The sequence below is a fragment of the Streptomyces sp. SAS_281 genome (assembly GCF_052542855.1).
The window spans coordinates 1-23,927 of sequence record NZ_JBMNDO010000126.1 but is presented as its reverse complement, the minus strand read 5'-3'; the positions used below and the strand labels follow the sequence as shown (position 1 = coordinate 23,927).

Sequence of the window (23,927 nt, the reverse complement as noted above, 5' to 3'; positions counted from 1 at the left end):
GATGGTACTGCAGGGGGGACCCTGTGGGAGAGTAGGACGCCGCCGAACAATCATTGTGGGGAAGCCCCGTGCCGATGGCACGGGGCTTTTCTGCGTTTCCGGCCAGTCACATATGCCCTGCTTCTTTGAGTGCCAGGCAGGCATCGGTGAGTGCGGGTGACAGCTGAGCAGGTTCGCGCTGATACGCCGTCGCTCACCCGGCGGGACAGCCGCCTATGGCGGCGGGCGAATCGGCTGCGTAGCCGGCGCTTTCGGGGGAGACGGCCGTTTTGGCGACCGTGGTGTGGGCGGCTTCCGCGCGTCGTGGATGAGATACCCGAGGCGCGCAGCGCGGTGTGCTGGTGGGGTGTCAGCGGCCTGGGGGCGGTGGCCAGGAGTGCGTCGTGTCGGGCCGGTCGCGGATGCGGCGTCTCGGAGGGCGGTGACGACGCGGACGGATATGCCGTGCTCCTTGAGGAGTTCGGCGATGGCCCTGCTGCCGTAGCGGGCCGCAGAATTGGGGGCCGAGGCGGCCGCGTTGGTCCCGGAGCGGACCGCGTATGTGACGTCGTTCAAGCCCGGGAGCGCTGTCCGCAGGCGAGCGTCGTGCGCGGGAAGGATGCGGCCCGCCTCTGCGGCCGCTTCGTCGGGGGTGCGTCCGGGGCGCGGCTCCAGCGGGCCCGGCGTCCGGCTGCCGCGTGGGCCCGGACGGAGGCACGGTGGTCCGCGGTACTGGGTGGACCGTGCGTGAAGAGCGCTTCGGCGGATGGCCGGCCGGATTGCGTGGTCCCCAGGCGCCACCGGAGCGCGGCCGCCGGGGCGAGGACGGTCAGGAGGGGAACGATCAGGCCGGCGGGCCCGCCCGGTGCGGCGACGGAGGCCGCTGATTCGCACCGGCCGCCTCCCGGGCGGGCAGGCGGCCGGTGTCTGCGGGGGCGCCGCCGCTCGCTCGTGCCAGCAGTCGTGCTGCCGTATCGCCCGCCCCCGGCACGGTGTCAGTTCTCGTTGTCGAAGCCGGGCAGCCCCGCTGCCCTGGCCAGGTCGAGGTCGAGCGCTTCGCGCCGGATGCGCTGGTCCACGTAGAGAAGGGCCGTGACTCCGGCGGAGAGCGGATACGTGATGGTGGCGGCTACCACGTCGCCGATGGCGGTGATGATCAGGAACGGCCAGCCGAACTCGGTGGCTTCCCCGGAGAGGAGGGAGCTCAGGGTGCCGTCGTCCACGCCCATCGCGACGACGCCGAAGGGGATGCCGACCACCAGCCCCACGATCAGCGTCAGCAGCAAGGTCAGCGCAAGGATGCCGAACGTCCGCCACCAGGCGCCCCGGACCAGCTTCGCCGAGCGCCGCATGGCAGTGGCTACCGGCTGCCGTTCCAGCATCAGCGCGGGCGCGGCCAGGCTGAATCGGACCGACAGCCACAGGAAGACGGCTGTCGCGGCAAGCAGCCCGAGGAATGCGAGGCCGACTCCCGCCGCGTCGCCGATCAGAAGCCCGGGCAGGATGCCGGCGGTCATGATCGCTCCGCCCATGACGGCGAGGAGGAGGGTCAGCCCCAGCAGGGGGAGAAGCCTGGGTCGGGCCTCGGCCCAGGCTTCGGACAAGGTGACCTGGCGGCCCAGCACGGAGCGGCTGATCACCACGGTCATCACCGACGTGGTGAAGATCGTGGCCAGCATCGAGATGAACAGGGGCGGGGCGAGGTCCAGGAGGCTGTACCGGAGCGATTCGGTGGCCTGACGCAGCGCCTCGGAGCCGGTGGCGTCGCTGTCGACCGAGGGCGGGTCCGGCAGCAGATTGCGCTGGATGAGGAGGATGGCGGTCTGCGCGATCACGGCGACCGCGAGCGTGACGCCGACGACCGTGCGCCAGTGGGCGCGCATGGTGGAAACGGCGCCCTCCAGGATCTCGCCGATGGCGAGCGGCCGGAGCGGGATGACACCGGGCTTCGCCGCCGGCGGCGGGCCGCCCCAACCCGGTCCTTGCGGCGGAGTACCCCATCCGGTTTCCCGCGGCGGGGAGTTCCAGCCGGGGCCGGGGCTGTGTGCCCGGGCGCCCCGGCCCTGGTGGGGCTGCGGGGCGGCGGGGCCGGTTCCGGTGGGGCTCGGAGGGGACCACTGACCGGCGGGGGGCTGCTGGGCGGCCCAGGTCCCCGAGGGGGCGGTGTCGTCGGCCGGCTCGGAGGGGCGGGGGATGCCCGTTGCCCGGTCGTCGGTCTCCCGGGCGGTCGTCGCCCGTCCGTCCGTCTCCCGAGGGGTCGTGTCCTGACCTGCCGCGTCCTGACCTGTCGTTTTCCGACCAGCCGTGTCTCGATCTGCCGCTTCTCGGTCGGCCGGCTCACGGTGGTCCGTGTCGCGGCCGTTCGTCTGCTGGTCGTCGGAGGGGGCGGATCCGGGCGAGGCCCAGCCCGGAGTGTCGTTCATTGTCGCTCCTTCGCGGTCCTGTCCGCGCGTCGCGGCGTCAGGCTGGCAGCCATCGTGCCACGCGTCGGTGCCGTCCGGGCCCGGCCCTGTGACCGGCTCGTGCCTTCAGGTCCGGGCGGGTCACCGGGCAGACTGGGTGGATGGCTGATCAGGACGCGCAAACGCCCGTGGGCATCGAGCCCGCCGGGCTGCCCTCAATTCGCTGGGACGAACCTCCGGAAGGCCCCGTGCTGGTGCTCCTCGACCAGCGGCGGCTGCCTGCGGAGGAGACGGAGCTGGTGTGCACCGACGTGCCGGCTCTGGTGGACGCGATCAGGACGCTCGCCGTGCGGGGGGCGCCCCTGCTGGGAATCGCCGGAGCTTACGGTGTGGCCCTGGCGGCGGTGCGGGGCTATGACGTGGCGGAGGCCACCGGGCTTCTGGAGCGGGCCCGGCCCACCGCTGTGAACCTGGGGTACGGCGTGCGCCGGGCCGCCGCGGCGTACTGGGCGGCGCTCGACAAGGGGGCCGGTCAGGAGCGGGCCGGGGCGGCCGCGCTGGCGGAGGCCAAGGCGCTGCACCGGGAGGACGCCGCGGCCAGCGGGCGGATGGCCCTGCACGGGCTCGCCCTGCTGGACGAGCTGGTTCCGGGCGGGGGGCACCGGCTGCTGACCCACTGCAACACGGGGGCGCTCGTCTCCGGAGGCGAGGGCACCGCCTTCGCGGTGGCGCTCGGGGCCCACCGGGAGGGACGGCTGAGGCGGCTGTGGGTGGACGAGACCCGTCCGCTGCTGCAGGGCGCCCGGCTGACCGCGTACGAGGCGGCGCGCAACGGCATGCCGTACAGCCTGCTCACCGACAACGCGGCGGGGTCGCTGTTCGCGGCGGGGGAGGTGGACGCCGTGCTGATCGGGGCGGACCGCATCGCCGCGGACGGGTCGGTGGCCAACAAGGTGGGGAGCTATCCGCTGGCGGTGCTCGCCAAGTACCACCACGTACCGTTCATCGTGGTCGCCCCGACGACGACCGTGGATCTGCTCACCGCGGACGGGGCGTCCATTACCGTGGAACAGCGTTCCGGGCGGGAAGTGACGGAGCTCACAGTCCCGCCGCGCGGAGCGGGGGACGAGGAGGCGGGCGGGGTGCTCGTCGCCCCGGTGGGGACTCAGTCGTACAACCCCGCCTTCGATGTCACGCCGCCGGAGCTGGTCACGGCGATCGTCACGGAAGAAGGCGTAATCTCGCCGGTCACGGGGGCCGGGCTGGCAGAGCTGTGTGCCAGATCATCGCAGGTAACGATTAGCTAATGGGATGATGTCGTTTATGAAGGGACGCGTCCTTGTCGTCGACGACGACACCGCACTGGCCGAGATGCTCGGGATTGTGCTGCGTGGTGAGGGTTTCGAGCCGTCGTTCGTAGCGGACGGCGACAAGGCACTTGCTGCATTTCGAGAGGCGAAGCCGGACCTGGTCCTGCTCGACCTCATGCTGCCCGGCAGGGACGGCATCGAGGTCTGCAGGCTGATCAGGGCCGAGTCGGGTGTGCCGATCGTCATGCTGACTGCCAAGAGTGACACGGTTGACGTGGTGGTGGGCCTGGAGTCCGGGGCCGACGACTACATCGTCAAACCGTTCAAACCGAAGGAGTTGGTGGCCCGGATCAGGGCACGTCTGCGCAGGTCCGAAGAGCCGGCCCCGGAGCAGCTGACCATCGGGGACCTGGTCATAGACGTCGCCGGGCACTCGGTGAAGCGGGACGGGCAGTCCATCGCCCTGACCCCGCTGGAGTTCGACCTGCTGGTCGCGCTCGCGCGCAAGCCGTGGCAGGTCTTCACCCGTGAGGTGCTCCTGGAGCAGGTCTGGGGCTACCGGCACGCGGCGGACACCCGTCTGGTCAACGTGCATGTGCAGCGGCTCCGCTCCAAGGTCGAGAAGGACCCGGAGCGGCCGGAGATCGTGGTGACCGTCCGAGGCGTCGGTTACAAGGCCGGACCGAGCTGACATGACCCTGGGTAGCACTGCTCCGAAGCCCGGGGAGCCGGGAGTCCGTGCGGAGCGGGCTACCGGTTCAGGGCGCACCTCGTCCCCAGTCGAGCGCTTCCTGCAGGGCGGCCGGTTGTTCCAGGACCGGGCGCCCGGCGGGCCGGTGCCGCGCTTGCTGATGCGCTGGGTGCGGCGCCCGCTGCTGCCCGTCGTGCGGCTGTGGCGACGCAACCTCCAGCTGCGGGTCGTCGCGGGCACGCTGCTGATGTCGCTCGGAGTGGTGCTGCTGCTCGGCCTCGTCGTGATCGGGCAGGTGCGCAACGGCCTGCTCGACGCGAAGGGCAAGGCGGCCCAGACACAGGCCGCGGGGGGCTTCGCGGCCGCCCAGGAGAAGGCCAACGCGCCGCTCACCCCCGTACCCGGCCAGGGCGACGCCGCGGCGGACGGCACGATAGAGAACAACTCCTGGCGCACCGAGCTCGTCGACCAGCTCGCCAGTGGCGGCAAGAACGCCTTCAACGTGATGGCGCTCAGTGCCGACGACGGGGCCCGTGCTCCCCGTGGTTCGGGGCACGTCAAGGCGGCGAGCATTCCGCAGAGCCTGCGGGACGCGGTGAACAAGGGCCCCGGCGCCTTCCAGACGTACTCGCTGATCGAGTACGAGAACGGGCAGGAATCCCAGCCCGGCCTCATCGTCGGCAAGCGCCTCTACGACATCGACCGCGACTCGTACCAGCTCTACTACGTCTTCCCGCTGACGCAGGAGGAGAAGTCCCTGAACCTGGTCAAGGGCACGCTGGCGACCGCCGGCCTGTTCGTGGTGGTGCTGCTGGGCGCCATCGCCTGGTTCGTGGTGCGCCAGGTCGTCACCCCCGTACGCATGGCCGCGGGCATCGCCGAACGGCTCTCCGCCGGCCGGCTCCAGGAACGGATGAAGGTCACGGGCGAGGACGACATCGCCCGGCTCGGCGAGGCGTTCAACAAGATGGCGCAGAGCCTCCAGCTGAAGATCCAGCAACTGGAGGAGCTGTCCCGGATGCAGCGGCGGTTCGTCTCGGACGTCTCGCACGAGCTGCGTACGCCCCTGACGACGGTACGGATGGCCGCCGACGTCATCCACGAGGCACGGGTCGACTTCGACCCCGTCACAGCCCGGTCCGCCGAGCTGCTGGGCGACCAGCTCGACCGCTTCGAGTCGCTGCTCTCCGACCTGCTGGAGATCAGCCGCTTCGACGCCGGCGCCGCCGCGCTGGAGGCGGAGCCGATAGACCTCCGCCAGGTGGTGCGCCGGGTGATCGGCGGCGCCGAGCCGCTCGCCGAGCGCAAGGGCACCCGGATCAGGGTCGTCGGCGACGAGCAGCCGGTGATCGCCGAGGCCGACGCGCGGCGCGTCGAGCGGGTCCTGCGCAACCTCGTCGTCAACGCCGTCGAGCACGGCGAAGGGCGCGATGTGGTCGTGCGCATGGGCGCGGCCGGCGGAGCGGTCGCCGTCGCCGTCCGGGACTACGGCGTGGGGCTGAAGCCCGGCGAGGCGACCCGGGTCTTCAACCGCTTCTGGCGGGCCGACCCGGCCCGGGCCCGGACCACCGGCGGCACCGGCCTGGGCCTCTCCATCGCGGTGGAGGACGCGCGGCTGCACGGCGGCTGGCTTCAGGCGTGGGGCGAGCCCGGCGGCGGTTCCCAGTTCCGGCTGACGCTGCCGCGTACGGCGGACGAGCCGCTGCGGGGCTCGCCGATACCTCTGGAGCCGGAGGACTCGCGGCGCAACCGGGAGAGCCGGGAGCGGGCCGGGGACGCCTCCGCCACGGGCGGCGGGCACCGGCTGCTGGCCGTGCCCTCGCAGCACGCCGGTACGGGACGCGCCTCGCTTCCGGTGCCGGCCAGGACCGCGCCCGCATCGGTGCATCCAGCGGCCCTGCCGGGCAACGGGGCGCGGGTGGTGCCGCGTCCTTCGGAGGAACGGCAGGCCGGTCACAACGACTCTCCGGGGCGCGAACCGGGGCGGGAGGACACGATCCGTGAGGACTGACCGTCGTCAGGGCGGCCGTGGGCGTGTGGTGGGGGTGACCGTGCTGGTCGGATGCGGTGCGCTCATGCTGTCGGCGTGCGGCTCGATGCCCGTGTCCGGGGACGTCAAGGCCGTCGACGCCTCGCAGCCCGGCGACTCCCAGGTGCAGGTGTACGCGGTCGCCCCACGGGACGGCGCCACCCCGAACGAGGTGGTGGACGGCTTCCTCGAGTCGATGACCAGCGACGACTCCGACTTCCGGATCACGCGCAAGTACCTCACCAAGGAGGCGTCGCGGCGGTGGAAGCCGAGCGCGGAGACCACCGTGCTGGCCAAGGCGCCCAACCGGAGCGACCGCCCGGTCCGCGACCAGGACCGCAGCACGACCGAGGTCAGCTTCACCCTGACCGGGGAGCAGGTGGCGACGGTCGACGCGCGGAACGCGTACCAGCCGCTCGTGCCGACGGATTACTCCCGCACGGTCCACCTGGTGCGGGAGAAGACGCCGGAGGGCAGGGAATGGCGGATCGACTCCGTGTCGGACGGCCTGGTGCTCGGCCAGTCCGACTTCAAGCGGCTGTACCGCTCGGTCAATAAGTACTACTTCGCGACCGGCCGGTCCGACGCGGACGCCACGCTCGTCGCCGACCCCGTCTACCTCCGCAACCGCACCGACCCCGCGACGGGGATGGACACGGTGACGCAGGCGGTCCGCAGCCTTCTGCGGGGCCCGACCGACTGGCTGCGGCCGGCCGTCGCCTCCCGCTTTCCGACGGGGACGGACCTCCGCAAGGGGGTCGCCTCGCTGACGCCGGACGACCGCAACGTCCTGAAGGTCCCGCTCAACAAGAACGCGGACGGGACGGGGCAGCGGGTCTGCCGGATGATGGCCGCGCAGGTCCTCTTCACCCTGCGGGACCTGACGTCCGCGCGGGTCGAACAGGTGGAGTTGCAGCGTTCCGACGGTTCGCCGCTGTGCGTGCTCGACGCGGACCAGGCGGAGGAGTACGCCCCCGACGGCTCCTCGGGCGGACCCGACAGCCAGTACTTCGTCGACGCCAAGGGCCGGGTGGAGCGCATCCCGGGCAGCACCAGGGGCAGCGGCGAGCCGGAGCCGGTGGCCGGCCCCTTCGGCGACGGCGCGCTGAAGGTGAGCGCGGTGGGCGTGGCCCGGGACGAGCAGTCGGCGGCGGCGCTCTCCCAGCACAACGGGTCGCTCTACGTGGCCTCCATCGCCGTCGACGGCGAGCTCCCCGTAGCGGCTGTGACGAGCAAGGCGGCCGACCCCGCGGACCGGCTGACGGCGCCCAGCTGGGACGGCCGGGGCGACCTCTGGGTGGCCGACCGCGACCCGGAGAACTCCAGGCTGCTGCGGCTTCCCCGAGGCACGGGCAAGCCGCAGGAAGTGACCGTGCCGAGCCTGGGCGGCAGCCGCATCGCCGGGCTGCGGCTCTCCTCGGACGGGGTGCGCATAGCGCTGCTGCTGACGAAGGACGGCCACACGACGCTGAAGATCGGCCGGATCGAACGGCTCGGCCCGCAGGACGACGCCCAGGTGTCCGTGGTCGACCTGCGCCAGGCGGCGCCGCAGTTCGCGGACGTGACGGCGGTGTCCTGGTCCGGGCGCAGCCGGCTCGTGGTCGTCGGCAAGGAGCAGGGCGGCGTGCAGCAGGTCCGTTACGTGCAGGCGGACGGTTCGACCCCCTCTTCCGGCGTCCTGCCCGGGGTGAACCAGGTGCTGGCCATCGCCGCCGCCGACGACGAACAGCTGCCGCTGATGGCGGACACCTTCGGCGACGGGATAGTCAAGCTCCTCCCCGGGGACAACTGGCAGACCGTGCTCAAGGAGGGCTCGGCGCTGGTCTACCCGGGCTGACACCGCCGCCCGGCCGGGGTTTTCCACAGGGGTGGCCCGCCGGCTCCGCGAGGAGCACAGTTGAGATGTGCGGGGATGGTGGCGGGAGATCAGCGGGCTCGTGCTCCCGGTGTCCTGCGGTGGCTGCGGCAGGGCGCGGACGGAGCTGTGCGAAGCGTGCGGCGCGCGGGTGCACGGCGGAACGCCGCGCCGGGTGCGGCCCTCGCCGGAGCCGCCCGGCCTGCCCGTGGTGCATGCCGCGGCCGGGTACGAGGGCGCGGCGCGGGCGGTCCTGCTGGCCCACAAGGAGCGTGGCGTGCTCGCGATGGCGCGTCCCCTCGGCCGGGCCCTGGCGGGCGCGGTACGGGCCGGAGCGGGGCGGGACCGGGACGGACGGCCGCTGCTGCTCGTACCGGTGCCTTCCGCGCGCAGGGCTGTCGCGGCGCGCGGGCACGACCCGGCACGCAGGATCGCGCTGGCGGCGGCCGCCCAGCTGCGGCGGACGGGCGTACCGGCGACCGTTGCCGCGGTGCTGCGGCAGCGGCGGCCGGTGACCGACCAGTCGGGTCTGACCGCGGCGGAGCGCCGGGCCAACCTGGCCGGTGCGCTGGGTGTGGTGGCCGGGGGTGGACAGCTGCTCACCGCCGGACGGGTGGTGCTGGTGGACGACCTGCTCACCACGGGGGCCACGCTGGCCGAGGCGGCCCGGGCGCTCGACGCCGCAGGTGGGCTCGCGGAGCCCGGCGGACGCGCCGCGGCCGTGGTGGCGGCTTCCCCGCCGGCCTTCGACGCAGCATGTCCCGTCGGCCGCGAAATAAACCGGAACTGGAAATGAACTTGCATCGTTGCAGGTAGTGAGTGGGCGAAGAGACCTGAACGGAGGTACGTGCGAGTAGCGGGTGCCGACATCCGTCCGAGCAGGCTATGTTCGGTTGTGAGGAATGGTGAATGCCGGCCCTCGACGAATGCACCATCAGGTTTCGGGCAGGCGACCCACCAGTGGTTCGGAAACCGGAAATCCGGTGGGGTGGAAACCCAGCCGGCTGGGGAGGAGGAGGTGGAAGTCACCGAGTCCGCGGTCCCGGCCATCACCGGGGCCTGGTGCAAAAGGGAGATGCTCCGCCGCCGAGCGGAGCGATCCGGGAACGGAGTTCTGCGTGGACATCGTCGTCAAGGGCCGCAAGACCGAGGTGCCCGAGCGGTTCCGCAAGCACGTGGCCGAGAAGCTGAAGCTGGACAAGATCCAGAAGTTCGACGGCAAGGTGATCAGCCTCGACGTGGAGGTGTCCAAGGAGCCGAACCCTCGTCAGGCAGACCGCTCCGACCGGGTGGAGATCACCCTCCGCTCGCGTGGGCCGGTCATCAGGGCGGAGGCGGCCGCAGGCGACCCGTACGCAGCGCTGGACCTGGCCACCGGAAAGCTGGAGGCCCGGCTGCGCAAGCAGCACGACAAGCGCTACAGCCGCCGGGGCACGGGACGCATCCCCGCTGCCGAGGTCGGAGAGATGGTGCCGGACGCGGCATCCTTCAACGGTGACGGCGAGCTGATTCCCGACGAGACGCCACAGGCCGTACCCACCACCAGGATCGGTTCGCTCGAGGTACAGGGCGATGGACCGCTGGTGATGCGCGAGAAGACGCACGTCGCGGCGCCCATGTCGCTCGACCAGGCCCTCTACGAGATGGAACTGGTCGGACACGACTTCTATCTGTTCGTGGACAACGAGACGAAGGAACCCAGTGTCGTCTACCGGCGACACGCCTACGACTACGGTGTCATTCATCTGAGGACCGACCCGCTGGCCGCCGACGAGGCGGGCGGCGCGGGCGGCGCGCTCGGCGGCTGACGCCACCATCGAGTGGTGCCCCTGGAGCGTCCGTGCGCCCCCAGGGGCACCCGTCTGTCACCAAGTCATCACCGCACTGACGTCCCGGCATGAAATCATGGCAGCCAAGCCAATCGGTGCTCTGTGAACTGCCGTTGGCGGACATTCGTGAATTTCAGGCCGTGGCCTTCAGGGGGAGGAACGATGGCGGACACCTTCGGGCCCGTGCGCGACGCGCGTGAGGCCGACGACGCCCCACGCGGCCTCGGCGGTGCGGACCGGGACGGCGGCTACCGCAAGGAGCCCATCAGGGTCCTGGTGGTCGACGACCACGCGCTCTTCCGCAGAGGTCTGGAGATCGTCCTCGCGCACGAGGAGGACATCGAGGTCGTCGGCGAGGCCGGGGACGGCGCCGAGGCGGTCGACAAGGCGGCCGACCTGCTCCCGGACATCGTGCTGATGGACGTCCGGATGCCCCGGCGCGGCGGGATCGAGGCCTGCACGTCCATCAAGGAAGTGGCTCCCAGCGCGAAGATCATCATGCTGACGATCAGCGACGAGGAAGCCGATCTCTACGAGGCGATCAAGGCCGGGGCGACGGGGTATCTCCTCAAGGAGATCTCCACGGACGAGGTCTCGACCGCGATTCGCGCCGTCGCGGACGGACAGTCCCAGATCAGCCCGTCCATGGCCTCGAAACTGCTCACCGAGTTCAAGTCGATGATCCAGCGCACCGACGAACGCCGACTGGTGCCGGCACCCCGGCTCACCGAACGGGAACTCGAAGTACTCAAACTGGTCGCCACCGGCATGAACAATCGCGATATCGCGAAGGAACTGTTCATTTCCGAGAACACCGTGAAGAACCACGTCCGCAACATTCTGGAGAAGCTCCAGCTCCACTCCCGGATGGAAGCGGTCGTCTACGCCATGCGGGAGAAGATCCTGGAGATCCGGTGAACCGGCGCGACGGCCGGCGCACCGGGCGCGGTCAGCTCAGGAGGCGGCCGATTTCCGCCGCGAGCGGGCCGCGCAGCTCCGGAGCCTCCACCCGCTCCAGACGGACATCCGTGCAGCCCACCCAGGAAGCCGCCTCCACCAGGGCCTGAGCCATCGGTGCCACGGCCTTCGCGCCCGCCAGGGACACCTGCCGGGCGATCAGCGTCGTCCCCTCGCGGGCCGGGTCGACGCGGCCCTGGAGCCGGCCGCCGGCCAGCAGTGGCATCGCGAAATAGCCGTGGACCCGCTTCTGCTTGGGCACGTACGCCTCCAGGCGGTGGGTGAAGCCGAAGATCCGCTCGGTCCGCGCCCGCTCCCAGACCAGCGAGTCGAACGGCGAGAGAAGCGTCGTCCGGTGCCGGCCGCGGGGCTCGGAGGCCAGTGCCGCCGGGTCAGCCCAGGCCGGCTTCGACCAGCCCTCCACGGCCACCGGCACGAGCCCGGAGTCCGCCACCACGGCGTCGAACTGCTCGCCCTTCAGGCGGTGGTAGTCGGCGATGTCCGCCCGGGTGCCCACGCCCAGCGACTGCCCGGCGAGCGCCACGAGCCGGCGCAGGCACTCCGCGTCGTCCAGGTCGTCGTGCAGCACGGCGTCCGGCAGGGCGCGCTCCGCGAGGTCGTAGACCCGCTTCCAGCCGCGCCGCTCGGTGCAGACCACCTCGCCGTACATCAGGGCCCGTTCGACGGCGACCTTCGAGGCGGACCAGTCCCACCACTCCCCGCCGTTCTTCGCGCCGCCCAGCTCCGTCGCCGTCAGCGGGCCCTCGGCGGTCAACTGCTTGATGACGGTGTCGTACGCGCCGTCCGGCAGGTCGTGGGACCACTGCGGCCGGGCCCGGTAGGCGCGCCGCCGGAACGCGAAGTGCGGCCACTCCTCGACGGGCAGGATGCACGCCGCGTGCGACCAGTACTCGAAGGCGCGGCCGCCCGACCAGTACGCCTCCTCGACCGTGCGCCGCCCGATCGCGCCCAGGCGCGCGTACGGGATCAGCTCGTGCGAGCGGGCCAGCACCGAGATCGTGTCCAGCTGTACGGCGCCGAGGTGGCGCAGCACCCCGGGGACCCCCGACCTCCGGTCCGGTGCGCCCAGGAAACCCTGGGCACGCAGGGCTATCCGGCGGGCCTGGTCGGCGGAGAGTTCGACTGCGGGTGGCTGCACAGACGTCATGCTCCGCACTCTAGGGGGCGGCACTGACACCGGTCGCCGGAACGTAGGCGGCGGTGCCCGGCAGGCCGAGGTCCGCGGGGAGCAGCGCGCCCACCCACGTATCGCGGCGCACGCCCTTGTTGAGCAGCCCCGAGCGCTGCTCACCCTCCATGCGGAAGCCCGCACGCAGGGCGACGGCCCGCGAGGGGACGTTGCCGACCTCCGCACGCCACTCCAGCCGGTCGCAGCCGAGCGCGGCGAAGGACCAGCGGGCGGCGCACAGGACGGCCTCGGTCATGTAGCCGCGGCCGCGCCGCTCCACGGCGGTCCAGAAGCCGATCTCGTACGTGCCCGAGAGGGTCCGCCGGTTGACGCCGAGCGCGCCGGTCAGCGCCCCGTCCTCACGGGTCCGCACCGCGAAGTTGTACATCGAGCCGTCCCGCCAGCCGTCGGGCGAAAGGCGTTCGGTGAAGAACTCCGCGTCCGAGCGCGCGTACGGCGAGGGGACGACCGTCCAGCGCTGGATGGCCGGGTCCTGGCACGCCTCGTAGACCGCGTCGGTGTCGTCGGAGGTGAAGGGGCGCAGCAGCAGGCGGTCGGTGGTGAGGGTGATCTGTTCCAAGGGTTCCATGAAGGGATTCTGGTGAGGTGCCGGTGGCGGCGCGAGTACTTTTCGCGGTTCCCCGGCACCTTCGGTGCCCTTCGTCCGTTGACTCTGGAGGGCACCGCGGGGACAACGCGGTGGCAGCCCTCCCGGCGCGGCGGGGTCCTCGCTTACGATGACCGTTGCGGTGGGGCCCACCTGCCGTGCCCGTGCCCGAGTCCATCACACGACCCAGTGCCCAGGCCCGACCGGCAAGGAGACCAGCCTCAGTGTCCGTCTTCAACAAGCTCATGCGTGCAGGCGAAGGCAAGATCCTGCGCAAACTGCACCGCATCGCGGACCAGGTCAGCTCCATCGAAGAGGACTTCGTCAACCTCTCCGACGCCGAGCTGCGGGCGCTCACCGACGAGTACAAGGAACGGTACGCGGACGGCGAGAGCCTGGACGACCTGCTCCCCGAGGCGTTCGCCACCGTCCGCGAGGCGGCCAAGCGCGTTCTCGGCCAGCGCCACTACGACGTCCAGATCATGGGCGGCGCCGCGCTGCACCTCGGTTATGTGGCCGAGATGAAGACCGGTGAGGGCAAGACCCTCGTCGGCACGCTGCCGGCGTATCTGAACGCCCTGTCCGGCGACGGCGTCCACCTGATCACGGTGAACGACTACCTGGCCTCGCGTGACTCCGAGATGATGGGCCGGGTCCACAAGTTCCTCGGCCTCGACGTCGGCTGCATCATCGCGAACATGACGCCGGCCCAGCGCCGCGAGCAGTACGCCTGCGACATCACGTACGGCACGAACAACGAGTTCGGGTTCGACTACCTCCGCGACAACATGGCGTGGTCGAAGGACGAGCTGGTCCAGCGCGGCCACAACTTCGCGATCGTGGACGAGGTCGACTCGATCCTGGTGGACGAGGCGCGTACGCCGCTGATCATCTCCGGTCCCGCCGACCAGGCCACCAAGTGGTACGGCGACTTCGCCAAGCTGGTCACGCGCCTCACCAAGGGCGAGGCGGGCAACCCGCTCAAGGGCATCGAGGAGACCGGCGACTACGAGGTCGACGAGAAGAAGCGGACCGTGGCGATCCACGAGTCCGGTGTCTCCAAGGTCGAGGACTGGCTCGGTATCGACAACCTGTACGAGTCGGTGAACACCCCCCTCGTCGGGTACCTCAACAACGCCATCAAGGCCAAGGAACTCTTCAAGAAGGACAAGGACTACGTCGTCATCGACGGCGAAGTCATGATCGTTGACGAGCACACCGGCCGTATCCTCGCCGGCCGCCGCTACAACGAGGGCATGCACCAGGCGATCGAGGCGAAGGAAGGGGTGGACATCAAGGACGAGAACCAGACGCTCGCGACGATCACCCTGCAGAACTTCTTCCGCCTCTACGGCAAGCTCTCCGGCATGACCGGTACGGCGATGACCGAGGCCGCCGAGTTCCACCAGATCTACAAGCTGGGCGTCGTGCCGATCCCGACGAACCGGCCGATGCAGCGCGCCGACCAGTCGGACCTGATCTACCGCACCGAGGTCGCGAAGTTCGCCGCCGTGGTGGACGACATCGCCGAGAAGCACGAGAAGGGGCAGCCGATCCTGGTCGGCACCACCTCCGTCGAGAAGTCGGAGTACCTCTCGCAGCAGCTCTCCAAGCGCGGTGTCCAGCACGAGGTGCTCAACGCCAAGCAGCACGACCGGGAGGCGACGATCGTCGCCCAGGCCGGCCGCAAGGGCGCGGTGACCGTCGCGACGAACATGGCCGGACGAGGCACCGACATCAAGCTCGGCGGCAACCCGGACGACCTCGCCGAGGCGGAGCTGCGGCAGCGCGGTCTCGACCCCGTCGAGCACGCCGAGGAGTGGGCGGCCGCCCTTCCCGCCGCGCTGGAGAAGGCCGAGGAGTCCGTGCGGGCGGAGTTCGAGGAGGTCAAGGACCTCGGCGGGCTGTACGTGCTGGGCACCGAGCGCCACGAGTCGCGCCGCATCGACAACCAGCTGCGCGGTCGTTCCGGCCGTCAGGGCGACCCGGGCGAGTCCCGCTTCTACCTGTCGCTCGGTGACGACCTGATGCGGCTGTTCAAGGCCCAGATGGTCGAGCGCGTCATGTCGATGGCCAACGTGCCGGACGACGTGCCGATCGAGAACAAGATGGTCACGCGGGCCATCGCGTCCGCGCAGTCGCAGGTCGAGCAGCAGAACTTCGAGACGCGTAAGAACGTCCTGAAGTACGACGAGGTGCTCAACCGGCAGCGTGAGGTCATCTACGGTGAGCGGCGCCGGGTCCTGGAGGGCGAGGACCTCCAGGAGCAGATCCGCCACTTCATGGACGACACGATCGACGACTACATCCGCCAGGAGACGGCGGAGGGCTTCGCCGAGGAGTGGGACCTCGACCGGCTGTGGGGCGCGTTCAAGCAGCTCTACCCGGTGAAGGTCACCGTGGCCGAACTGGAGGAGACCGCGGGGGATCTGGCCGGGGTCACCGCGGAGTTCATCGCCGAGGCGGTCAAGGAAGACATCCACGAGCAGTACGACGAGCGGGAGAAGACGCTCGGCTCCGAGATCATGCGTGAGCTGGAGCGGCGCGTGGTGCTGTCCGTCCTGGACCGCAAGTGGCGTGAACACCTCTACGAGATGGACTACCTCCAGGAGGGCATCGGCCTGCGGGCCATGGCGCAGAAGGACCCGCTGGTCGAGTACCAGCGCGAGGGCTTCGACATGTTCAACGCCATGATGGAGGGCATCAAGGAGGAGTCCGTCGGCTACCTGTTCAACCTGGAGGTCCAGGTCGAGCAGCAGGTCGAGGAGGTGCCGGTGGAGGACGCGGCGACCTCGCTGTCCAAGGAGGACGCGGTGCCGGCCTCGCGGCCGGAGATCCGGGCGAAGGGGCTGGACGCTCCGCAGCGGCCGGACCGGCTGCACTTCTCCGCTCCCACGGTGGACGGCGAGGGCGGGGTCGTCGAGGGCGACTTCGCCAATGCGGACGCCGGGTCGGGGGCCGGGTCGGACGGGCTTACCCGGGCGGAGCGGCGTAAGGCGCAGAAGTCTTCGGGGGGGCGGCGGCGTAAGAAGTAGCTTGCGCTGACGTTTGCGGGTTGTGGCTGGGCCGGGCACCGGGTGGTGTCCGGCCCGGTTGTGTTCGGGGGGTGCGGGGTCGTTGCGTGGGGCGGTGGGGGTGCGGTGCCGCCTGGGGCGGGCCTGTTCCCCTCCCCGCCCCTTCCCGAAACCGGGGCTCCCCCCCGGGCCCCGCTCCTCAAGCGCCGGAGGGGCTGGGAGGGGGCCGGCGGAGCTTGGAGGGTGCGGGTGGGGGCCCGGGGCCGCATGTGGGCCTGCACGGGCCTGTACGGCCCCTGTGCGGCTCTGTCGGCGCCTGTACCGGCCCCTTGCTTGGCCCCCATCAGGCCGCGCGGCTCCGTTGCGCCTGTGCGGTACCGCTGACGCCTGTATCCGGCCCTGCTTGGCCCCCTCGGGCCTCTGTGCGGCCCCCTTCGGCCTCTGTGCGGCGTCTCGGGCCTCTGTGCAGCCCCTCGGGGTCGCCGTCCGGTCCCCTGGGCCCCTGCGCGGTCCCTCGCTGCCTCTGCGGGTCCCCTGGGCCCTGCGTACGCCCCGGCCGGCGTTAGCGCCCCTCTGAGCGTTCCGCGGCCGGGCTTCTCCCGTCGCCTCTCGGTGTGCCTTGGCCGCGGCCGTCCGGGCCTCCGGGCCCCGTCGGCTTGGTGGGCCCCGTTCCCGTCCCCGTCCCCGGTGCGGTCTCATCGCGTTCGCATCGGGGTGTTGCCCAGTTCCACCGCCGCGCAGCGCCAGCGGAGGTCCGGGCCCTGTTCCAGGCGGAAGGCCATGGCTCGGACTTCCTCGCCTGCGGCGATGCTCGCGCATGCCTCCACCACGCCGGGGGCCGGCTGGGCGCCTCGGCACATGCGGATGACCGGGCGGGTGCCTCGGGTGCGCAAGGGGGTCGTGGGGGCCAGTTCGGCCAGTTGGTCGTAGGCGTCGCCGATGGTGTGGCCCAGCATCCAGTGGACCGGGCGCTGGCCGCTCAGGACCGCGAGCAGGCGTTCCGCGAACCAGTGATGGGGGCGCATGCGCCTCGGGACGCGGTGGCGCTGGGCGGGTACGGCTTCGGGCCTGCGGGTGTCGCGGCGTCCTGCGGGCCGGGTCCTGTTCGTGGTCATCTGTCGCCCCCGTGCTCCAGAGGCCCGGCTTTACCGGGCGGTAACTTCTATTGGGGATCTTCTACGGGGGAGTCGGATTTGTCGCAACTGTCGGGGAGAGGGGGCGGTGTGCGGTGGGGTTCACCTGTTCGGGTGGCGGGACGGCGGGGGAGCCGGGCGCGGTGCGGGGCGCGGGGGTGAGTGGGGCGTCGCCGGGTGGACGGGGGCCGGGGCGTACGCGTAACCCCAAAGGGGGATGCCGCACGTATCCTGAGGGCGTCTCCGACTACGAAAGCGGCCGAGCCCATGCGCGTGTACGTACCCCTGACCCTCGCCGGGCTCGCCGCCGCGCACCGGGCCGGTGAGCTGGGGCCCGGTCCGCTCACCGCCTACGCCGTCACCCCGGCGCTGCGCGAGTGGTACGTCTCCGACGACATCGAGGAGCTGGAGTACGCGGCGCTCAACCGGGCCGCCTCCGCCTCGCTGCGGCTGATCGCCGGGGACCCGCAGGCCGTGCGGCGCCGCGTCGTCGTCGCCGTCGACGTGGCCGACGGGGACGCGGTCGCCGACCCGGACCACATCCTGGACGCCTCCTCGCTCGGCGAGGTCACGATCGCCTCCGCCGTCCCGCTGGCCAAGGCCGCCGCGGTGCACGTCGACTCCGACGACGCGGACGAGGACGTCACGGCCGCCGCGGCCGCGCTCGGGGCGGCGGACCTCGGGGACGACGACGCCCAGTTCACCGTCGACGGCGCCGAGGACCACGAGCTGCTGTGGTTCGGGGTGCAGGAGATCCCCGGGCTGATCGGGTAGACGGGGCCGTTGTCAGTGGGGGCGAGTACCTTTTCCGGCATGGGGATCGCACCGGGGGACCACCGCACACATCTGGTCTGGGACTGGAACGGCACGCTGCTCGACGACAACACCGCCGTCGTGGGTGCGACCAACGCCGCCTTCGGCGAGGTCGGCGTGGCGCCGATCACCGTGGAGCAGTACCGGGAGATGTACTGCATCCCGATACCCCGGTTCTACGAGCGGCTGATGGGCCGGCTCCCCACCGACGCCGAGTGGGAGCGGATGGACGGGGTCTTCCACCGGCACTACACCGAGCAGCGCGACGCCTGCGGGCTGACCGCCGGGGCCGCCGACCTGCTGGCCCGGTGGCAGCTGACCGGGCGCAGTCAGTCGATCATGAGCATGTACCGGCACGAGGAGCTGGTTCCCGTCGTACGCGGATTCGGCATCGAGCGGCACTTCGTACGCGTGGACGGGCGCACCGGTCCGTCCGGCGGCAGCAAGTCGGAGTACATGGAGCGGCACCTCGCCGCCATGGGCGACATATCCCCGCAGCGCACGGTCGTCATAGGTGACGCGGTGGACGACGCCGTGGCCGCCGCGCACGCCGGTGCCAAGGCCGTCCTCTACACGGGCGGTTCGCACAGCCGTGCCAGCCTGGAGAGGGCCGGTGTGCCCGTCGTGGACACGCTGACCGAGGCCATAGTGCTCGCCGAGCAGCTGACCCGGTAGCCGATCGCGCTCGCCGGGCAGTCCACCCGGGTAGGGCCTGGGGGAGGGCCCGTCCGGCGCGTCCGCGCTGTCCATAGTGTCCAATTCCGCGGCCTTCTTTTGTACACATCCGGATCGTGACGGTCACCGGTGCGGGCGAGATAGCCTGGTCCCGTGATCAGCGCGATATGCCTCGGGGGCAGCGAAGCCCCCGGCCCGCGCCCGGAGCGCCACCGTGCCCGGGCTGCCTCGGCTGATCCCTCCCGCCCGGACCGGCCGATGGAAACGGCCGATACGGTCCCGGCGGTCTCTCATCGCGGCATAGCGTCGCCTTTGACCGGAAACCCCGCGTCGTGGCGTTACGCCGACCTTTTCACCTACGTCACGCAACGGCGCGCGACAGGAGCCAGAGGACATGCAGACCAAGCTGGACGAAGCCAAGGCCGAGCTGCTCGCACGGGCCGCCAAGGTAGCTGACAACAGCCCGGGCGGTGGTGTCGGCGGGCCGGGCGGTGCCCCCCGGGTGCACGTCGCGGCCGCCGGGGCCGACGGCTCGGGGGCGGGGCAGGAGCACTCCTCCCAGGACGTCCTGCTCTCCTACCTCCAGCGCTACTACCTGCACACGGCCCCCGAGGACATCGTGGGCCGGGACCCGATCGACGTCTTCGGCGCCGCCTCCTCCCACTACCGGCTGGCCGAGGAGCGACCCCAGGGCAAGGCGAACGTCCGGGTGCACACCCCGACCGTCGAGGAGAACGGCTGGACGTGCAGCCATTCCGTGGTCGAGGTCGTCACCGACGACATGCCGTTCCTGGTCGACTCCGTCACCAACGAGCTCTCCCGCCAGGGCCGCGGCATCCACGTCGTGATCCACCCGCAGGTCGTCGTCCGCCGCGATGTCACGGGCAAGCTGGTCGAGGTCCTGACCGACGGCACCCGCCGGAACGGCGGCAAGGGGCCCAAGGACGCCAAGGCGGGCCTGCCTCACGACGCGCTGGTCGAGTCCTGGATCCACGTCGAGATCGACCGCGAGACGGACCGCGCCGACCTCAAGCAGATCCAGGTGGACCTGCTGCGCGTCCTATCCGACGTACGGGAGACCGTCGAGGACTGGGACAAGATGCGGAGCGCGGCGCTCCGTATCGCCGACGACCTGCCCGGCGAACCGCTGGACGACCTCGCCGACGACGAGATCAACGAGGCCAGGGAGCTCCTGCGCTGGCTCGCCGCCGACCACTTCACCTTCCTCGGCTACCGCGAGTACGAGCTGAAGGACACCGACTCGCTGGCCGCCGTCCCCGGCACCGGACTCGGCATCCTGCGCTCCGACCCGCACCACACCGAGGACGAGGCGCACCCCGTCAGCCCCTCCTTCGACCGGCTGCCCGCCGACGCCCGTGCCAAGGCCCGCGAGCACAAGCTCCTCGTCCTGACCAAGGCCAACAGCCGGGCGACCGTGCACCGGCCCAGCTACCTCGACTACGTCGGCGTCAAGAAGTTCGACGCCGAGGGCAACGTCATCGGCGAGCGCCGCTTCCTCGGCCTCTTCTCGTCCGCCGCCTACACCGAGTCCGTGCGCCGGGTCCCCGTCATCCGCCGCAAGGTCGCCGAGGTACTGGAGGGCGCCGGGTTCACGCCCAACAGCCACGACGGCCGCGACCTGCTCCAGATCCTGGAGACCTACCCCCGCGACGAGCTGTTCCAGACGCCCGTCGACCAGCTCCGCTCGATCGTCACCTCGGTGCTCTACCTCCAGGAGCGGCGCCGGCTGCGCCTCTACCTGCGCCAGGACGAGTACGGCCGCTACTACTCCGCGATCGTCTACCTGCCGCGCGACCGCTACACCACCGGTGTGCGGCTGCGGCTGATCGACATCCTCAAGGAGGAACTGAACGGCACCAGCGTCGACTTCACGGCCTGGAACACCGAGTCGATCCTCTCCCGGCTGCACTTCGTCGTCCGCGTCGCGCCCGGCAGCGAGCTGCCCAGCCTCACCGACGCCGAGGCCGACCGCATCGAGGCCCGCCTGGTCGAGGCCGCCCGCTCCTGGGCCGACGGCTTCCAGGAGGCGCTGAACGCCGAGTGCGGCGAGGAGCGGGCCGCCGAACTGCTCCGCCAGTACGGGCACTCCTTCCCCGAGGGCTACAAGGCCGACCACTCGGCGCGCGCCGCCGTCGCCGACCTCGTCCACCTCGAAGCGCTCAAGGAGAGCGAGCGGGACTTCTCGCTCAGCCTCTACGAGCCCGTCGGCGCCGCCCCCGGCGAGCGCCGCTTCAAGATCTACCGCACCGGTGAGCAGGTCTCGCTGTCCGCCGTGCTGCCCGCCCTCCAGCGGCTCGGCGTCGAGGTCGTGGACGAGCGCCCGTACGAGCTGCGCTGCGCCGACCGTACGCACGCCTGGATCTACGACTTCGGGCTGCGGATGCCGCAGGCCACCGCCAACGACGGCTACCTGGCCGACGGCGCGCGCGAGCGGTTCCAGGACGCCTTCGCCGCCGTGTGGACCGGCCAGGCGGAGAACGACGGCTTCAACGCCCTGGTGCTGAGCGCCGGCCTCGACTGGCGCCAGGCCATGGTGCTGCGCGCCTACGCGAAGTACCTGCGCCAGGCCGGTTCCACGTTCAGCCAGGACTACATGGAGTCCACCCTCCAGAACAACGTCCACACCACCCGGCTGCTCGTCTCGCTCTTCGAGGCCCGGATGTCGCCGGGCCGCCAGAGCGCGGGCACGGAGCTGACCGATGGGCTCCTCGAAGAGCTCGACGGGGCCCTCGACCAGGTCGCCTCGCTCGACGAGGACCGCATCCTGCGCTCCTTCCTCACCGTCATCAAGGCCACCCTGCGCACCAACTTCTTCCAGCACGCGGACGACGGCGAGCCGCACGCGTACGTCTCGATGAAGTTCGACCCGCAGTCCATCCCGGACCTGCCCGCGCCCCGCCCGGCGTTCGAGATCTGGGTCTACTCGCCGCGGGTGGAGGGCGTCCACCTGCGCTTCGGCAAGGTCGCCCGCGGCGGCCTGCGCTGGTCCGACCGGCGCGAGGACTTCCGTACGGAGATCCTGGGCCTGGTCAAGGCGCAGATGGTGAAGAACACCGTCATCGTGCCGGTCGGCGCGAAGGGCGGCTTCGTCGCCAAGCAGCTGCCCGACGCGTCCGACCGCGACGCCTGGATGGCCGAGGGCATCGCCGCGTACCGCACCTTCATCTCGGCGCTCCTCGACATCACCGACAACATGGTGGCCGGCGAGGTCGTCCCGCCCAAGGACGTCGTCCGGCACGACGAGGACGACACCTACCTGGTCGTCGCGGCGGACAAGGGCACCGCGAAGTTCTCCGACATCGCCAACGAGGTCGCCGTCGCGTACGGCTTCTGGCTCGGGGACGCGTTCGCCTCCGGCGGTTCGGCCGGCTACGACCACAAGGGCATGGGCATCACCGCCCGGGGCGCCTGGGAGTCCGTCAAGCGGCACTTCCGGGAGCTCGGCCACGACACCCAGACCGAGGACTTCACCGTCGTCGGCGTCGGTGACATGTCCGGTGACGTGTTCGGCAACGGCATGCTGCTCTCCGAGCACATCAGGCTCGTCGCCGCGTTCGACCACCGGCACATCTTCATCGACCCGAAGCCGGACGCCGCCACCTCCTACGCGGAGCGGCGCCGCCTCTTCGATCTGCCGCGCAGCTCCTGGGCCGACTACGACAAGGACCTGATCTCCGCGGGCGGCGGCGTCCACCCGCGCAGCGCCAAGTCCGTCCCGGTCAACGCCCACATGCGCGAGGCACTGGGCATCGAGGCCGGCGTCAGCAAGATGACGCCCGCCGAGCTGATGCAGGCCATCCTCAAGGCCCCCGTCGACCTCGTATGGAACGGCGGCATCGGCACGTACATCAAGTCCACCGCCGAGTCGAACGCGGACGTCGGCGACAAGGGCAACGACGCGATCCGCGTCAACGGCGCCGACCTGCGCGCCAAGGTCGTCGGCGAGGGCGGCAACCTCGGTGCCACCCAGCTCGGCCGGATCGAGTTCGCCCGGGACGGCGGCCGGATCAACACCGACGCGATCGACAACAGCGCCGGGGTGGACACCTCCGACCACGAGGTCAACATCAAGATCCTGCTCAACGGGCTGGTGCGGGACGGCGACATGACCGTCAAGCAGCGCAACAAGCTGCTCGCCGAGATGACCGACGAGATCGGGCACCTGGTGCTGCGCAACAACTACGCGCAGAACACGGCCCTGGCCAACTCGGTCGCCCAGGCGCCCTCCCTGCTCCACGCCCAGCAGCGCTTCATGCGGCGGCTCGGGCGCGACGGCCACCTCGACCGGGCGCTGGAGTTCCTGCCCAACGACCGGCAGATCCGCGAACTGCTGAACGCCGGCAAGGGGCTGACGCAGCCCGAGCTGGCCGTGCTGCTCGCCTACACGAAGATCACGGCGGCGCAGGAGCTGATCGGGACCAGCCTGCCGGACGACCCGCACCTCCAGAAGCTGCTGCACGCCTACTTCCCCGAGCAGCTGCGCACGCGCTACGCCGAGGCGGTCGACGGGCACGCCCTGCGGCGCGAGATCATCACCACGGTGCTGGTCAACGACACGGTCAACAGCGGTGGTTCGACCTTCCTGCACCGGCTGCGGGAGGAGACCGGGGCCTCCATCGAGGAGATCGTGCGGGCGCAGTTCGCGGCCCGCGAGATCTTCGGACTCGGTGAGGTCTGGGACGCGGTGGAAGCCCTCGACAACGAGGTCGCCGCCGATGTCCAGACCCGGGTGCGGCTGCACTCGCGGCGACTGGTCGAGCGCGGCTCGCGCTGGCTGCTGGGGAACCGGCCGCAGCCGCTGGCGATCTCCGAGACGGTCGACTTCTTCCGCGAGGGCGTCGAGCAGGTCTGGGCGGCGCTGCCGAAGATGCTGAAGGGCGCCGACCAGGAGTGGTACCAGGGCATCCTGGACGAGCTGACCGAGGCGGGCGTCCCGGACGAGCTGGCGCAGCGCGTCGCCGGCTTCTCCTCCGTCTTCCCCGCGCTCGACATCGTGGCGATCGCGGACCGCATGGGCAAGGAGCCGCTGGGCGTCGCGGAGGTCTACTACGACCTCGCGGACCGGCTGGGGATCACGCAGCTGATGGACCGGATCATCGAGCTGCCGCGGGCGGACCGGTGGCAGTCGATGGCGCGGGCGTCCATCCGCGAGGACCTGTACGCGGCGCACGCCGCGCTGACGGGCGATGTGCTGAGTGTGGGCAACGGATCCTCGTCGCCGCAGGAGCGGTTCGAGGCGTGGGAGGAGAAGAACGCGGCGATTCTGACCCGGTCGCGGTCGACGCTGGAGGAGATCCAGGGGTCGGACGCGTTCGACCTGGCGAACCTGTCGGTGGCCATGCGGACGATGCGGACGCTGTTGCGTACGCACGGCTAGGCTGCGCCGCGGGCGGGCGGGGGGGGGGGGGGGGGGGGGGGGGGGG

The 23,927-nt window shown here is 71.1% G+C and carries 15 protein-coding genes; 11 read left to right on the top strand and 4 right to left on the bottom strand.

Going from position 1 to position 23,927, the window contains the following annotated elements:
- Positions 1-974: 974 nt before the first annotated feature.
- Positions 975-2,402, bottom strand: a complete 1,428-nt coding sequence (locus ACN6LM_RS32180) for a glycerophosphoryl diester phosphodiesterase membrane domain-containing protein (RefSeq protein WP_445068938.1) — start codon at positions 2,400-2,402, stop codon at positions 975-977.
- A gap of 140 nt (positions 2,403-2,542) precedes the next feature.
- Here ACN6LM_RS32180 and mtnA point away from each other — a divergent pair, with 140 nt between their 5' ends.
- The 7 genes from mtnA (at position 2,543) to ACN6LM_RS32145 (ending at position 11,013) form a co-directional block, all read left to right on the top strand.
- Positions 2,543-3,688: an S-methyl-5-thioribose-1-phosphate isomerase gene (gene mtnA / locus ACN6LM_RS32175; protein ID WP_445068937.1), complete on the top strand. Its 1,146-nt coding sequence runs from the start codon at positions 2,543-2,545 to the stop codon at positions 3,686-3,688.
- A gap of 4 nt (positions 3,689-3,692) precedes the next feature.
- Positions 3,693-4,382 (top strand): two-component system response regulator MtrA, encoded by a 690-nt coding sequence (gene mtrA / locus ACN6LM_RS32170; RefSeq protein WP_005316841.1) that lies wholly within the window; start codon positions 3,693-3,695, stop codon positions 4,380-4,382.
- Position 4,383: 1 nt separating this feature from the next.
- On the top strand, positions 4,384-6,393 hold the full coding sequence (mtrB, locus tag ACN6LM_RS32165; protein ID WP_445068936.1) for an MtrAB system histidine kinase MtrB: 2,010 nt from the start codon (positions 4,384-4,386) through the stop codon (positions 6,391-6,393).
- A gap of 64 nt (positions 6,394-6,457) precedes the next feature.
- Positions 6,458-8,248: an LpqB family beta-propeller domain-containing protein gene (locus tag ACN6LM_RS32160; protein ID WP_445068940.1), complete on the top strand. Its 1,791-nt coding sequence runs from the start codon at positions 6,458-6,460 to the stop codon at positions 8,246-8,248.
- Between the two features lie 67 nt (positions 8,249-8,315).
- Positions 8,316-9,062, top strand: coding sequence for a ComF family protein (locus ACN6LM_RS32155; protein WP_445068935.1), 747 nt, complete (start codon positions 8,316-8,318; stop codon positions 9,060-9,062).
- Between the two features lie 322 nt (positions 9,063-9,384).
- The gene (gene hpf / locus ACN6LM_RS32150) at positions 9,385-10,074 is read left to right on the top strand and encodes a ribosome hibernation-promoting factor, HPF/YfiA family (RefSeq protein WP_445068934.1); all 690 of its coding nucleotides are present in this window, start codon (positions 9,385-9,387) and stop codon (positions 10,072-10,074) included.
- Between the two features lie 183 nt (positions 10,075-10,257).
- Complete coding sequence (locus tag ACN6LM_RS32145; RefSeq protein WP_445068933.1) at positions 10,258-11,013, top strand: response regulator; 756 nt, start codon at positions 10,258-10,260, stop codon at positions 11,011-11,013.
- 31 nt (positions 11,014-11,044) lie between these two features.
- Here the strand turns inward: ACN6LM_RS32145 and ACN6LM_RS32140 are convergent, their stop codons facing one another.
- Both ACN6LM_RS32140 and ACN6LM_RS32135 read right to left on the bottom strand, forming a co-directional pair.
- Positions 11,045-12,220 carry a winged helix-turn-helix domain-containing protein gene (locus ACN6LM_RS32140; RefSeq protein ID WP_445068932.1) on the bottom strand — a complete coding sequence of 392 codons (1,176 nt, stop codon included), beginning with the start codon at positions 12,218-12,220 and terminating at the stop codon, positions 11,045-11,047.
- A 10-nt stretch (positions 12,221-12,230) separates the two neighbouring features.
- Positions 12,231-12,821: a GNAT family N-acetyltransferase gene (locus ACN6LM_RS32135; protein WP_445068939.1), complete on the bottom strand. Its 591-nt coding sequence runs from the start codon at positions 12,819-12,821 to the stop codon at positions 12,231-12,233.
- A gap of 251 nt (positions 12,822-13,072) precedes the next feature.
- Between ACN6LM_RS32135 and secA the strand changes: the two genes are divergently transcribed.
- Positions 13,073-15,883, top strand: a complete 2,811-nt coding sequence (gene secA, locus ACN6LM_RS32130; protein WP_445068931.1) for a preprotein translocase subunit SecA — start codon at positions 13,073-13,075, stop codon at positions 15,881-15,883.
- A gap of 674 nt (positions 15,884-16,557) precedes the next feature.
- Here secA and ACN6LM_RS32125 read toward each other — a convergent pair.
- Positions 16,558-16,977 (bottom strand): Rv3235 family protein, encoded by a 420-nt coding sequence (locus ACN6LM_RS32125; RefSeq protein ID WP_425811281.1) that lies wholly within the window; start codon positions 16,975-16,977, stop codon positions 16,558-16,560.
- 285 nt (positions 16,978-17,262) lie between these two features.
- Between ACN6LM_RS32125 and ACN6LM_RS32120 the strand changes: the two genes are divergently transcribed.
- The 3 genes from ACN6LM_RS32120 to ACN6LM_RS32110 all read left to right on the top strand — a co-directional run bounded on the left by ACN6LM_RS32120 (position 17,263) and on the right by ACN6LM_RS32110 (position 23,881).
- A complete protein-coding gene (locus ACN6LM_RS32120; protein ID WP_445068930.1) occupies positions 17,263-17,769 on the top strand; it encodes a DUF6912 family protein in 507 nt (168 codons plus the stop codon).
- Between the two features lie 39 nt (positions 17,770-17,808).
- Entirely contained in the window at positions 17,809-18,483 is a 675-nt protein-coding gene (locus ACN6LM_RS32115) for an HAD family hydrolase (RefSeq protein WP_445068929.1), read from the top strand.
- A gap of 394 nt (positions 18,484-18,877) precedes the next feature.
- Positions 18,878-23,881: an NAD-glutamate dehydrogenase gene (locus ACN6LM_RS32110; RefSeq protein WP_445068928.1), complete on the top strand. Its 5,004-nt coding sequence runs from the start codon at positions 18,878-18,880 to the stop codon at positions 23,879-23,881.
- Positions 23,882-23,927 lie beyond the last annotated feature (46 nt).